The organism is Acidobacteriota bacterium, assembly GCA_016196035.1.
In the GTDB taxonomy this organism is placed as follows: Bacteria; Acidobacteriota; Blastocatellia; order RBC074; family RBC074; genus JACPYM01.
Genome location: JACPYM010000085.1, coordinates 52,846 through 65,696, shown reverse-complemented (window position 1 = coordinate 65,696; position 12,851 = coordinate 52,846). Strand labels below are relative to the sequence as shown.

At 58.4% G+C, this 12,851-nt stretch carries 9 protein-coding genes; 4 read left to right on the top strand and 5 right to left on the bottom strand.

Annotated features, from left to right (window positions below):
- Positions 1-229: 229 nt before the first annotated feature.
- Positions 230-1,189 (bottom strand): tRNA epoxyqueuosine(34) reductase QueG, encoded by a 960-nt coding sequence (queG, locus tag HY011_24710; protein ID MBI3426144.1) that lies wholly within the window; start codon positions 1,187-1,189, stop codon positions 230-232.
- 268 nt (positions 1,190-1,457) lie between these two features.
- Here queG and HY011_24705 point away from each other — a divergent pair, with 268 nt between their 5' ends.
- Positions 1,458-3,671 carry a VWA domain-containing protein gene (locus HY011_24705; GenBank protein ID MBI3426143.1) on the top strand — a complete coding sequence of 738 codons (2,214 nt, stop codon included), beginning with the start codon at positions 1,458-1,460 and terminating at the stop codon, positions 3,669-3,671.
- 148 nt (positions 3,672-3,819) lie between these two features.
- Here the strand turns inward: HY011_24705 and truA are convergent, their stop codons facing one another.
- Genes truA through HY011_24685 form a run of 4 tightly spaced genes read right to left on the bottom strand, consistent with a single transcriptional unit; the run spans position 3,820 to position 7,705 of the window.
- On the bottom strand, positions 3,820-4,605 hold the full coding sequence (truA, locus tag HY011_24700) for a tRNA pseudouridine(38-40) synthase TruA (GenBank protein MBI3426142.1): 786 nt from the start codon (positions 4,603-4,605) through the stop codon (positions 3,820-3,822).
- 7 nt (positions 4,606-4,612) lie between these two features.
- Entirely contained in the window at positions 4,613-4,834 is a 222-nt protein-coding gene (locus tag HY011_24695; protein ID MBI3426141.1) for a DUF433 domain-containing protein, read from the bottom strand.
- Complete coding sequence (locus HY011_24690; GenBank protein ID MBI3426140.1) at positions 4,831-6,489, bottom strand: ATP-binding protein; 1,659 nt, start codon at positions 6,487-6,489, stop codon at positions 4,831-4,833. The genes HY011_24695 and HY011_24690 overlap by 4 nt, the downstream gene beginning before the upstream one ends.
- A gap of 52 nt (positions 6,490-6,541) precedes the next feature.
- Entirely contained in the window at positions 6,542-7,705 is a 1,164-nt protein-coding gene (locus HY011_24685; GenBank protein ID MBI3426139.1) for an NAD(P)/FAD-dependent oxidoreductase, read from the bottom strand.
- Between the two features lie 254 nt (positions 7,706-7,959).
- Here HY011_24685 and serS point away from each other — a divergent pair, with 254 nt between their 5' ends.
- The 3 genes from serS to HY011_24670 all read left to right on the top strand — a co-directional run bounded on the left by serS (position 7,960) and on the right by HY011_24670 (position 12,839).
- Positions 7,960-9,258: a serine--tRNA ligase gene (serS, locus tag HY011_24680; GenBank protein MBI3426138.1), complete on the top strand. Its 1,299-nt coding sequence runs from the start codon at positions 7,960-7,962 to the stop codon at positions 9,256-9,258.
- A 271-nt stretch (positions 9,259-9,529) separates the two neighbouring features.
- Positions 9,530-10,105: a sigma-70 family RNA polymerase sigma factor gene (locus HY011_24675; GenBank protein MBI3426137.1), complete on the top strand. Its 576-nt coding sequence runs from the start codon at positions 9,530-9,532 to the stop codon at positions 10,103-10,105.
- A 58-nt stretch (positions 10,106-10,163) separates the two neighbouring features.
- Positions 10,164-12,839: a FecR domain-containing protein gene (locus tag HY011_24670; protein MBI3426136.1), complete on the top strand. Its 2,676-nt coding sequence runs from the start codon at positions 10,164-10,166 to the stop codon at positions 12,837-12,839.
- The last annotated feature ends 12 nt before the right edge of the window (positions 12,840-12,851 follow it).

Genomic DNA, 12,851 nt, shown 5'->3' with positions numbered 1-12,851 from the left:
TATCTCAAAGACTACGTGGCGACCTATGAAGCCATGTACAACGCCAAACGCATCAATGCGATGCTCATTCGACGAATGTGCCGGACAGCAACGATGCAAACTGGTTACACATGAGCCAGAATCTTTGCCACAGAGGCACGGAGGCACAGAGAGGGAGCCTTGGGAGAAGAATCAAGCAGCTTGCTCTGTGTCTCCGTGCCTCTGTGGCTGATTCCCAGAATGTCAGTAATTACTCTTTGGTTTTGCTTGGTACAGCTTGCTGCGCCTTTATCACCGCGCGCGCGTTTCTTTGCAAGCCCGCCAGCTTGGTGCGCTTGAGCGGATTCTTGCGGAAGCGTGTCGAGAATTCTTCCTGCGTCAATTCGGCCAATTCCTGCAACCGCGGCGCGGTGATGCCGGGACGCGGTTCAAAGCGTTCTTCGACAGTCGGTTTGGAAAAGCGCGTCCACGGGCACACGTCCTGGCAGATGTCGCAACCAAAGACCCAGTTGTGCAAATTCGATTGAATTGGCTCCGGCAACTCCGGCTCGCGCAATTCAATCGTGCCGTAAGAAATGCAGCGTGTCCCGTCAATCTGATATGGCGCAATCAGTGCGCCGGTCGGACAGGCATCCAGACAGGCTGTGCATTTGCCGCAATGGTCGGGTTCGATAGCGCTGTCGTAATCCAATTCGACCGACAACAGCAATTCGCCCAGAAAAACCCACGAACCGAATTCTTTGGTGATGACGTTGGTATGTTTGCCCAGCCAGCCCAGCCCCGCGCGCACGGCCCAGGCCTTGTCCATCATTGGCGTCGAATCCACACAGATTTTGCCTTCAACTTCAGGCTCACGTTCCTGAATCCAGGCCAGCAGCAATTTCAGTTTGTCGCGCAGCACATCGTGGTAATCATCCCCCCAGGCGTAGCGCGAAATCTTGGCCGTATCCGGATCGTCAACGTGCTTTTCCGGGCGGAAGTAATTGAGCGCGACACAAACAACGGATTTGGCCGAAGGCAGCAACAGACGCGGATTGGCACGCTGTTGCGGGTCGCGCGCCATATAATTCATCTGGCCGTGCAAGCCGCGCGCCAGCCATTCGTTGAGCCGCGCGCCTTCCTCGGTTAGCGCGTTGGCGGCGGCGATGCCGATTTTATCGAAACCGAGCGCGCGGGCCTGTTGTTTGATCTTTGCGGCGGTGACGGTCATTGTGCGGGCCACCCTAGCAAGCTTGGCAGCGGCGGGGCAAATGGGGCAGCTTTCTGTGTGACTGGGTTGCTATGTCATTCGTCCTTACGAAGGCAAAGAAAGTTCATGTCTGTGCGTAGCCTGACCGAAGTTAATGGATTGTTTCATTGACGCCCACCACCACACGCTCAGGTCGCTCACGTTCTTCGCCCTGCATCTGCGCGCGCGGTGCGAAGGGCGCTTCCACAAACTATTTTCCCAGGCAAAGTCAGATCGAGAAGGAGAGCCGATGTTCCGAGTTCAGCGTTTGGTGGTATTTGTATTTGTCGCGTTTGGATTGCTGATCCATATCCCCCAACCCCAACGGGCCCAACAAACCAACCCGCCCGCGCCGTCTGTGGCTAAGCCAACACAAGACCCGGCGCAACAAAACCAGCCCGCGAACCAGGATGTCGTGCGCATCAATACGCAACTCGTGCAGGTAGACGTCGTCGTCACTGACAAAAAAAGCCGTCACGTCGAAGACCTGACCCAGGCCGATTTCAAATTGCTGGTGGATGGCAAGGAACAGCCGCTGACGCATTTCTCGCACTTCAATCTAAAAAACACGGTCGCCCGCGAACTGCCGCCGAAAAAGAAAACCGACAAAACCGCCGCCGCGCCCGAAGCCATGCCGACGCGGCAACTCGAACCGAAAGATGTGCAGCGCACCATCGCCTTCATCGTGGATGACTTGGGCTTGTCGTTCAGTAGCGCCGAACGCACGCGCGAGACCTTACACAAGTTCGTCGCCGAGCAAATGCAGGAAGGCGATTTCGTCGCCATCATTCGCACGGGCAACGGCCTCGGCATGCTCGAACAGTTCACCAGCGACAAGCGCGTGTTGTATGCGGCCATCGAGAAACTGATTTGGAATCCGCTCTCGCGCGATATGAATCCGAGCTTTGCCGACAGCAGCGCCGAGACCAGCGACGACCAGGCCGCCCGGCAAGCGGCGACCGATGTGTTTGAAGACTTCCGCCAGACCAATTTCACTACTGGAACCGTTGGCGCGATCAGCTTTGTCGTGCAAGGCCTGCGCAATTTGCCAGGCCGCAAGAGCGTGATCCTGCTTTCGGATGGTTTCACGGTTTATAACCAGAACGATGATCCCAACATTACCGAACAGATCATTCAGTCCATGAAAAATCTGGTTGAACAGGCCAGCCGCTCCAGCGTGGTGATATACGCGATTGACGCCAAGGGACTGCAACCCTTCATGCCCGGCGGCGAAACCGGCGGCAAACCTGGTGCCAGCGCTTACAGCGACGCGCAACAAACGGCGCTGGAAGCGTTGGACGGCCCGGTCTTTTTGGCGAAAGAGACGGGCGGCTTCGTCGTCACCAACAGCAACGACCTGAACATCGGCGTGCAAGAAGCGATTTATGACCAGCAGAGTTATTACCTGGTCGGCTTCGATCCCGACGATCAAAAGTTCGACACCAAGTTCCACAAGATTTCGGTCAAGGTGAATCGGCCCGGCGTGACCGTGCGCACGCGCTCCGGCTTTTACGGCGTGAAAGAAGAGGAGCAACTCGCCGCCCCCAAAACGCGTGGCGAACAGTTGCTGGCCGGCTTGCTCTCGCCGCTGGGCGTGCGCGAATTGCCGTTGAAGATGACGCCCTATTTTTTCAGCCCCGCCAGTGGCCGCCCGCTGGTGCGCACGCTCTTTCACCTGGACGCCTCGAAGCTGAATTTCAAAGACGGGCCGAACGGCGAGAAGCTGCTCAAGCTGGAACTGGCGACCTTTGCCTTTGACGAAACCGGCGCGGCGGCCGACCTGAGCGTCAATCGCCTCAATCTTTCCTACAACGAAAAGCAATACAAGCAAGTGCTGGCCGAAGGGCTGGCCTATCGCCGCGACTTCCAATTGAAAAAGCCGGGCGCCTATCAATTCCGCGCCGTCTTGCGCGATGACGAATCGGGCCGCACCGGCTCCGCCAGCCAATTCATCCAGGTGCCCGACCTCAGCAAGCTGCGGCTGGCGATGTCTGGCTTGGTGCTGACCGCGCCCAAACAAGTCGCCGCGCCGAGCGCGCCATCAAACGATGCGGCTGCCGCAAGTGAAGCCGCCGTGACGCCCACGCCCGCTGATAAAGCCGCCGCCGAAAGCACGCCCACCAGCGGCTTGTCGGCTTCACCCTTCGTGCGCAAGTTCCCGCGCAACGGCTGGATTCAATACGGCGCGGCGATTTACAACGCGACCACCGACAAGAAAACCAGCCAAACGCAGATCACCGTGCAGACCGAAATTTACCGCGACGGCAAAGCGGTCTATCAATTCCCCGCGCGCGCGGTCGAATTCACGGCGGGAATGAATCCCAAACGCTTCGATTATGTGGGACGGTTGCGGCTGAACAACATGGCTGCCGGGGCCTATCTGTTGCGTATGGTGGTGACGGATGGGTTGGCGAAAAAGAACGCCAAGCGTGTGGAGCAGTGGATGGATTTTACGGTGGAGTAAGTTGATAACAACCTGGGTACGCATCGCTTCCAGCGTGCAGTCTCGGCGCGAGACCTCTTCCTTCCGATAGGAGGCGTCTTATTCCGAGACTGCACGCTGGAAGCGATGCGTACCCAGGTTCGCTCTCAGCGGCGCACCATTGTTGCCGTTAATTCGGATAGCGGATGCTTTGCAGAAACAGCCCAGACGGCGGTGCTGTCACCCGCGCCGGATCAAGCCTGGTTTTGCTGGCGGGCGCTTTCAACAACGTCTCAAACTCTTCGATACGCGCGTTCCCGCGTCCGACTTCAACGATAGAGCCAACCAGCCGCCGCACCATCTTCCATAAAAAATGCGAGGCTGTGATGTGAAAGAGGATCAGATGATCCTCTGTGCCGATTTCCGCTTCATCCACAATGACCAGTGTGGAATAGTCTTCGCCCGCTTGGACGCGCTTCACATCACGTTCACTAAACGCCGCGAAATCGTGGCGTCCGGCCAGCATTGCGGCACAGCGCGCCATCGCCGCGACATCGAGCCGGTCTTTGATCCACCAAACATACTTCTTCTGAAACGCTGTCCGCCGCGTCGAAATTTGATAAAGGTAGCTGCGCGCAATGGCGTCGTGCCGCGCGTGGAAGTGGTCGGAAGCCTCTTCGACTTGCAGCAGGTTGATGTCCGAAGGCAGCCGGTCGTTGAAGCCGAATTGGATTTCGTGCGGGCGCGGCAAGTTCTTCGGCCTGCCACCGCGTGGTGACAGCCGCAAGTGCGCGACTTGGCCCATCGCGTGCACGCCCGCATCGGTGCGGCCCGCGCCGCCGAGTTCGACCTTGCGGTCGAATAAATCTTCGGCGGCCTTGCGCAATTCGCCCGCGATGGTTTTGGCGTTGGCCTGTTCCTGCCAGCCGCTGTAGCGTGTGCCGTCGTATTCGAGCGTGAGTTTCCAGGTAAGCATTCGCTTGTTAGTCCTCGTCGCCGGTCAAACCCAGGCGATCTTTGATCAAAGTGAGTAGCGCAAAAACTTGCTCACGCTCGACCGTTGGGAAGTCATCCAGAAAGACCTCAATGCCATCGCCGTCTTCGAGATAATCAAAGAAGTTCTTGATCGGAACGCGCGTGCCAAAAAAGACCGGCATCCCGCCCATCTTCTCCGGGTCAATTTCAATTACGTCTGCGGGTGTCATATATCAATCCCTCCGTATTTCTCGCCCTTCAACGTGGGTTTCACCATCACGGCATTTTCACGTTCGCGCTCTTTTACCTTCTTATCGCTGAAATAGCTTTGCCACTCGCTCGGCGCATCAATCGTTTCGCCGCCATGCTTGGTGACGCGCGTGCGCACCTGGCAGAGCACCGGCGTATTGATCGCGACGCCCGACACAATCACTTGCCCCTTGGTGAGCGCAGGCAGTTCGTCAAGCAGGCGGCGGCCCGCGCCTTCGACCGAAGAGGCGATGGTTTGCTGATCTATCGGGTTGACGATGCGCATGATGAATTGCGTCATGCATTGCGAGAGCACGTCCTGATCCAGCTTGCCGGGCCGTTGCGTGATGAGGCCGATGCCGACGCCAAATTTGCGGCCTTCGCTGAGGATTTGTTTGAGGATGTTGGTGGAGACCACCTGCGTGCCGGCGGGCGCGTAACGATGCGCCTCTTCCAGTAAGACAAAGACGGGGTAGGGAAGCTGTTCGTCGTTGCCCGCGAGCGTCCCGCGCACCGTGCCGACGCGGGCTTTGTTGGTGCGGCGCAAGAGCGTGCCGACGATGACTTGCTGTTCGGTCTCTTCGATGTCCGACAATTGCAGCACCGTGCATTGGCCGGGTTTGAAGAGGTCATCCAGCGGGATGTGTTCGTGGTCAGAAAAAATGCGGCTGTGATTGAAGCGGCGATTCAGGCGCCACTCCAGGCCGTCAATCGTGCTGACGTTGCCGCCGCCCTGGCCCTTGGCGTCTTCGTAACGCAACGCCAGTATCTCGCTCATCAAGTCCTGAAAGCCCCACATCCCTTCGCGCCGCGTGTTGATGAGGGCCTTGTAGGCCTGGCTCAAAAACGTTTTCATCTTCTCGGTCGTTTCGGGCAGCAGGTAGTTGATGTCGGCCTCGGTCAATGTCGAGATGCGCACCTTGATTTTGTCGGGCGTGAAGATTCTGATTTCTGGATTATAAGCCCCGGCTGCGAAAGACGGATGCTGATGCAACTCCTGCAAGGTGTGATACTCGCCGTGCGGGTCAACGATCAACACGGCGGCGCGGTTATACGGTTTCAACAACTCTTCGATCAACACGCCCGCCGTGTAGCTTTTGCCGGCGCCCGTCGAGGCGAGCACGGCCAGATGGGTTGAGACGATGTCTTTGACCGACAGCACCACTGGCACGGCGTCGCGTTGCCGCGTGAGCAGCGAACCCAGATGCGCGCCGCCCGTCTGGCCTTGCTGTTTGGGCGACAGCATCTTGGTCAGCATTTCATTCGAGGCCAGAAACACCGGCTGCCCCGGCGCGGGCGGGATGCGCGGATTCAGAAAGTCGCCGAACGCTTCGCTGAAATAGCCGATGGTTTCGACGACGATTTCATAAAGCTCCGCGCCCTCATCGGCCAGGCCAATCAGGCTCGAAACCAGTGCGGGCGGCGTCGTTGGGTCGGCCAGAAAGCTGTCGGGCAGATTGCGCACCAGGCGGCGTTCGGTGATCGTGCCGACGATGTTGAAACTATGCTCGCCATCGCCAGCTTCGTAATAGACGAACTCGCCGATACGTGTCTGAGCGTTGTCGGTAGTGATGAAGGTGAACTCGTGCGGGTTTTCGCCGGGGCCTTTGACGGTGCCGGTTAGGGTGTTTTGCATAGAGTGATTTCCAAGTTAGGTTGTCTCCCGGATTGGTTAGCTTAGGCTGTTTTCAGCGAAATGAGAAAGCGCTTTTGAGCAGACGGGTTTTCAAGCCGATATAGCCTTGCTCGCCCGCTACCAAATCTTTCAACACCTCGCGCACGCCGCGATGGTGCTGGGCGAATTGCACCATGCGTTCGATCAGTGGTTGCCCGGCGAAGCGGCCGTGATAGAAGTGTTCTTCCAACTCCGCCGCGCGCCGCAATTCGCCGCCGAAGCTATCGCGCCAGCGTGTTTCGTACTCAGCCACATTCGTCGGCAACGATTGCGCCAGCAACTCCGCCGATTTGAGCGCGTAGTAAATTCCTTCGCCGGTGATGGGGTCTACGAAACCTGCCGCGTCGCCGACCAGCGCCCAGCGTGCGGCGGGGTTGCTGGCTTTGAGATGATCCCAGCGCGGCAAGCTGAGCGCCGGGATCATCGCGCCGTAAAACTGTGCGCGCGGCGAAGTGGGCGTAGCCGACGCAGCGATTTCAGCGGCAACATCTGGTTGTTGGGTTTTGAGGTATTCCAGCAGACGTGCCTTCAACACGGCGGGCGAAGTGGCGCGGTAACCCGTCGCGATGCCATACGAAATGTGATCGGTGCGCGGAAAGAGCCAGATGTATCCGGCCAGATCGCCGAGGTATTGAATATCTACGTGGGTGATGCGCCGGTCGGCGGGCATCTGCACGCGCCAGCCCAGCGCGTAGGCGAAATCGTCGTCGGTGAAACGCACACCAACGCGGCGGCGAATGACGCTGCTCGCGCCATCGGCACCGATTAGGAAATCGGCGGTGAACTTTTGCTTGGGCGTGGCGAGTTGCCATTGCCCGCCGCTGAATTCGGTCTTCTCGATGCGCTCGCAATACAGTTGCGCGCCCGCATCCACCGCGCGCTGGCGCATCAGGCGGGCCATTTCGGCGCGCGAGAAAATGGCGAACTCTTTGCTCGGCGTGACGGTTAGTTCGCGGTGTTGGGCCGTGATTAACCGCAGGGCCGAAACCATTTGTTTTGGGGCGTCGGGCGCTCGCAGGAACGGGAATTCGTGCAGGGCTTTGGACGTGACGCCGCCGCCGCAGGGTTTCTCCCACGGTTCGCGAGCGTCAAACAGCAGCACCTGGCCGCCTGCCTGACTGAGTTGGTGTGCTAGGTGTGAGCCAGCCGGGCCAGCTCCGACAATTGCGATGCGCATGGATGTTTCTCTTGATGAAGTGGTTTGAACGAGCGCGGATTATAGCATTGACAGTGTTGGGTGTGATGCGTACCTTCGGCAAGGCCGCTAGTGTGGTATGGAATGTCGCCGCGCCTTGATTGTTCGACAAGCTGCCAGCTTGTCGGTGCTTGGCAACAAACCCAATGGGCCAACGGCGGAGACTTCGACAAGCTGGCAGCTTGTCGAACAGCTTGGCCGCTACCGCTTCATACATTATTTTACAGGGAGTTCTTATGCTTGATCTGGCTTATGTCCGCGAACATTTCGACGCCGTGCGCGAAAAGCTGAGCACGCGCAATTTCGATCCCGCCTTACTTGAGGATTTTACCAAACTGGATGTGCAACGCCGCACCTTGATTCGTGAGCGTGATGAATTGAACGCTGCCTCGAACCGCCTCAGCAAAGAGGTCGGCGCGTTGATGCGCGAAGGCAAAAAGGACGAAGCCGAGGGCAAGAAGGCCGAAGCGCGCGCGCTGGGCGACAAAATCAAAGCGGCCGATGCGCAGGTGAGCGAATTGGAAATCGGTTTCCGCGACATTCTGACGCGCGTGCCCAATCTGCCCCACGAATCGGTGCCGGCGGGCAAAGATGAAGCCGCCAATGCCGAAACTCGTCGCTGGGGCACGCCGCGCGATTTCGCTGCCGAAGGTTTTGCACCAAAAGATCACGTGGACATCGCCACCAACCTGGGCATTCTCGATCTGGAACGCGCTGCCAAAGTGACGGGCGCGCGGTTCTCGGTGCTGAAAGGCTTGGGCGCGAAGCTGGAACGCGCGCTGATCTCGTTCATGCTCGACCTGCACACGACGGAGCACGGCTACACGGAGATGTTGCCGCCGTTTATGGTCAACACCGATTCGCTGTTTGGCACCGGGCAGTTGCCGAAATTCGAGGCTGATCTTTTCAAGGTACGGTTCGAGCGCGATTACTATCTGGTGCCGACCGCCGAAGTGCCGTTGACCAATTTGCACCGCGACGAGATTTTGGAAGAGAAAGATTTGCCGCTCTATTACACGGCTTACACGCCCTGCTTCCGGTCAGAAGCGGGCAGTTATGGACGCGATGTGCGCGGCCTGATTCGCCAGCATCAATTCGACAAGGTCGAACTGGTCAAGCTGACCAAGCCGGAAGATTCCTATGACGAATTGGAAAAGATGACGGCCAATGCCGAGCGTGTGCTGCAATTGCTGGGGCTGCCCTATCGCACGGTGACGCTCTCGACGGGCGACATGGGCTTTTCGGCGTCGAAGACTTACGACATTGAGGTGTGGTTGCCCAGCCAGAACACCTACCGCGAGATTTCGTCCTGCTCGAATTGCGATGCGTTCCAGGCACGGCGCGCGCAGATTCGGTTTAAGCGCGACGGCAAGTCAAAGACGGAATTCGTGCATACGCTAAATGGCTCCGGCTTGGCGGTGGGCCGCACGTGGCTGGCGATTCTTGAAAATTATCAGCAATCGGATGGTTCGGTGCGTGTGCCAGAGGCATTGGTGCCATATTTGGGTGTAGATGTGATTCCGGCCGCTGCTTAACTGACCCAGTCAAGAGAAGGAGATTACAGAACAAACGGAAATAACGGAACACACGGAAGCCGGCTCAACTGTCTGGCCTTTTCCGTCTGTTCTGTTATTTCCGTTTGCTCCGTATTCTCTTTTGTTTTATGGCTTTAACGAACTCGCAGGTTTTGGGTCGCGAGTAGCGAGATTTTTTTGCACTCACGCTGTTAATTCATTCCACCCTAAAGCGTTTTGCCAGATGACAGAAGATTTATACACAAGACAGACGCCAGAACAGGAGGAAGCAGTGAGAGCTACGGCGACACATTTACGAGCGATTCCCGGCACGCCGACGCCGCCCGCGCGCGCTTCGTTGGAGAGCCTCTTCAGCGAACATTACGACCGCGTGTTCCGCGCGGCCTATCGCGTGACGGGCAGTGTGGTGGATGCCGAGGACGTGTTACAGACGGTTTTTTACCGGCTGGCGAAACGGGGGGAGGAATTAAACCTGGAACCAAATCCGGCCAGCTATTTGCACCGCGCGGCGATCAATGCGGCGTTGGATTTGTTGCGGCAACGCGGGCGGGCTGCGGTGGTCGCGTTCGACGATGTCGCACCGGAGTTGTTGCCCAGCGGTTCGGCCAGCCCCGCCGCGTTGCAGGAAGAGCGCGAGTTGCGCCGGGCCGTGCGCAAGGCGGTCGGCAAGTTAGGCGAGAATCAGGCGGAGATGTTTGTGCTGCGGTATTTCGAGGGCTTTGATAACCAAGAGATCGCAGCGCGGATGGGGACTTCGCCAATGGTCGTGGCCGTGCTCCTGCACAGGGCACGGGCGCGCGTCAAAAAAGAGTTGGGTTCATATCTGGAGACGAAACTGACGGTTTAACCGGCAGCCAAATTGATAAGCCCCAAATTGATAAGCCAAAGTACTAAGGAGGACTGCAATGATGAAGAATCAAAAACTAAACGAATTGTTTGATGATGTGACGACGGGCATTCGCAACGAAAAGCTGGATGACACCACGGTCAAGGCGGCGGCAGAGCGTGTGCAAACGCGCCTCGGCCACAAACAGGCGGCGGCCCAAGCCGGTGTCGCGACGGTCGAGCATTTGCGCGGCTGCGACGATTTCCAAGGCTTGATCCCGGCGTATTTGGGCGGTTTCTTGAGCAGCGCCCGCACGATGCTGCTCGAAGATCACACCCGTGAATGCGTGCCCTGCCGCAAAGCGCTGAAAGAAGCGCGTCACGGCGCGAAGGCTCAGGCGGCCTACAAAGAAGCCACTCCCAAATTCAACTGGTTCCAAATGCCAGCGATGAAATGGGCGTTGGCGGCTGCGGTCGTGCTCGGTTTTGGCGTGTTCGCTTGGCCGTTGGTTTCGCAGATGCTGCCAGGCACTGCGTTGACGGCGACCGTCGAAGCGGCGAGCGGGCCGGTTTACCGCGTGGCCGAGAATCAAACGCTGGCGCTCAAGGCGGGCGAACAATTGTCGCGCGGCGAGCGCTTGCGCACGGCGAAGGAAGCCGGCGCGGTCGTCAAACTCAGCGACGGTTCGCTGATCGAAACGCGCGAACGCTCCGAATTCGCGGTCAATCAAACGGCCAGCGGCATCACGATCAATCTCGAACGCGGCGCAATCATCGTGCAAGCCGCGAAACAAGGCGGCAAAAAGCTTTACGTCGCCACGCCGGACAGTTTAGCGGCGGTCACGGGGACGACCTTTGCGGTCAACAGCGGCACCAAAGGTTCGCGCATCTCCGTCGTCGAGGGCGAAGTGCAGGTGGATCGCGCCGGTCAGAAGACTGTGCTGCATCCTGGCGAACAACTGGCGACGCACGTGAGCATCGCGCCCGTGCCGGTCAAAGACGAAGTGGCGTGGAGCCGCGATGCCGACAAGTACAAACAGGTTTTGGCTGCGGTCAAGCGCGAGATTGACGCCAAAGTGGCAATGCCGGGCAATCGCTATTCGACGCGGCTGCTCGACCTGATGCCGGAAGGCACGGTCTTTTACGCGGCGATTCCGAACCTGAGCCAGACGCTGGCCCAGGCTAACAACATTTTGCAACAGAACATCGAGACCAATCCCGAATTGCGTGCTTGGTACGACGAACAACAGACTGGCAAAGACGGCAAAAAGAAGCACGAACTGGGTGACGTGGTCGCCAAGCTCACCGAGTTCGGTCAATTCATCGGACAGGAGATTGCCGTCGGTGGAGAAAAAGATGCCGTGCTGGCGCTGGCTGAAGTGAAAGACCCGAACGGCTTCCGCGCCTTCCTGCAACAGCAGTTGGCGAATGTCGAAGGTGGCAAAGAGCACGTGTTGCTGATTGACGATCCCCTGGCAGCGACCGCGCCCGCCAAGCAAAGCAAAGACGGCAGCAAGAACGAACACTTGATGATCTGGCTCAATAACGATGTGGTCGTGGCTTCAACCGAATTGACGACGCTGCAAACAGTGGCAGCGAGCGCGAAAGGCGCGGTGGCAAATCGCTTCAATGCAACGCCCTTCCACGCACGCTTAGCCGATGTTTACCGCGAAGGCGCGGGCCTGGTGATCGGCGCTGACCTCGGTCAATTGATTGGCCGTGAGCTGGCGCAAGACACGCAACGCGGCGGCAAGGATGCGGCGGTGCTGAATCAACTCGGCGTCAATCAGATGCGGCATTTCATCGCCGAACTCAAAGACGTGAACGGCCAGCCGCAGAATCGTGCGGTCGTGACCTTTGACAGCGCCAACGGCGCGCCGCAACACGGGCTGGCTTCGTGGCTGGCCGCGCCGGGGCCGATGGGCGCGCTGCAATTCATCTCGCCCGACGCCAACGTGGTCGCGGCTTTCGTGGTGCAGAACCCGGCGGCGATGTATGACGACTTGATGAATACGCTCAAGACGGCGGATGCCGCGGCCTGGCAGGAATTCATCAACCTGCAAACGCAGCACGGCATCAGCTTGCGCGACGATTTTGCCGCGAAGCTGGGCGGCGAAATCGCCGTGGCAGTGGACGGGCCGGTGTTGCCAACGCCTTCGTGGAAAGTGGTTTGCGAAGTCAATGATCCCGCCGGGTTGCAGCAAAGCTTTGAACGTGCGGTGGTTGAGTTGAACAAAGAACTCGTCGCCAAAGACAAACCGCAACTCGTGTGGGAGAACGCGCAAAGCAATGGCCGCACGTTTTATCGCCTGAAACCGGCGAGCGGTTTGGGCGAAGTGAATTACGCCTACGCCTACGGTTTCTTGATCGCCGCGCCCAGCCGCGCGCTGGTCGAGAACGCGATCAAGTACCGCGAGTCTGGTTACACGCTGCCGCAATCGGCGAAGTTCAAAGCGGCGCTGCCGGCGGACAAGCAAGCCAACTTCTCGGCGCTGGTTTTTTACAATGTCAGTTCCATCGTCGCGCCATTGGCGAAGCGCGCTGGCATGATCGAGGGCGCGTCGAAAGAGCATCAGAACATGTTGCAAAAACTGGCTGCCGATAAAGCGGGCCTGGCCTATGTTTACTCCTTCGGCGATCGGATGGTGTTGTCGTTGAATACCGAGGATGGGCCGGTCGGCTTAACACCGTCGAGCCTGTTGGGAATGGATGGCGGCGTTGGTTTGGGGCAGCTTTTCAAGGGCCTCAGTCATTAAACCATAGAACCG

Coding starts and splice junctions, on each gene's coding strand:
- queG (MBI3426144.1), bottom strand. CDS start 1,189: ATGACCGTCACCGCCGCAAAGATCAAACAACAGGCCCGCGCGCTCGGT.
- HY011_24705 (MBI3426143.1), top strand. CDS start 1,458: ATGTTCCGAGTTCAGCGTTTGGTGGTATTTGTATTTGTCGCGTTTGGA.
- truA (MBI3426142.1), bottom strand. CDS start 4,605: ATGCTTACCTGGAAACTCACGCTCGAATACGACGGCACACGCTACAGC.
- HY011_24695 (MBI3426141.1), bottom strand. CDS start 4,834: ATGACACCCGCAGACGTAATTGAAATTGACCCGGAGAAGATGGGCGGG.
- HY011_24690 (MBI3426140.1), bottom strand. CDS start 6,489: ATGCAAAACACCCTAACCGGCACCGTCAAAGGCCCCGGCGAAAACCCG.
- HY011_24685 (MBI3426139.1), bottom strand. CDS start 7,705: ATGCGCATCGCAATTGTCGGAGCTGGCCCGGCTGGCTCACACCTAGCA.
- serS (MBI3426138.1), top strand. CDS start 7,960: ATGCTTGATCTGGCTTATGTCCGCGAACATTTCGACGCCGTGCGCGAA.
- HY011_24670 (MBI3426136.1), top strand. CDS start 10,164: ATGATGAAGAATCAAAAACTAAACGAATTGTTTGATGATGTGACGACG.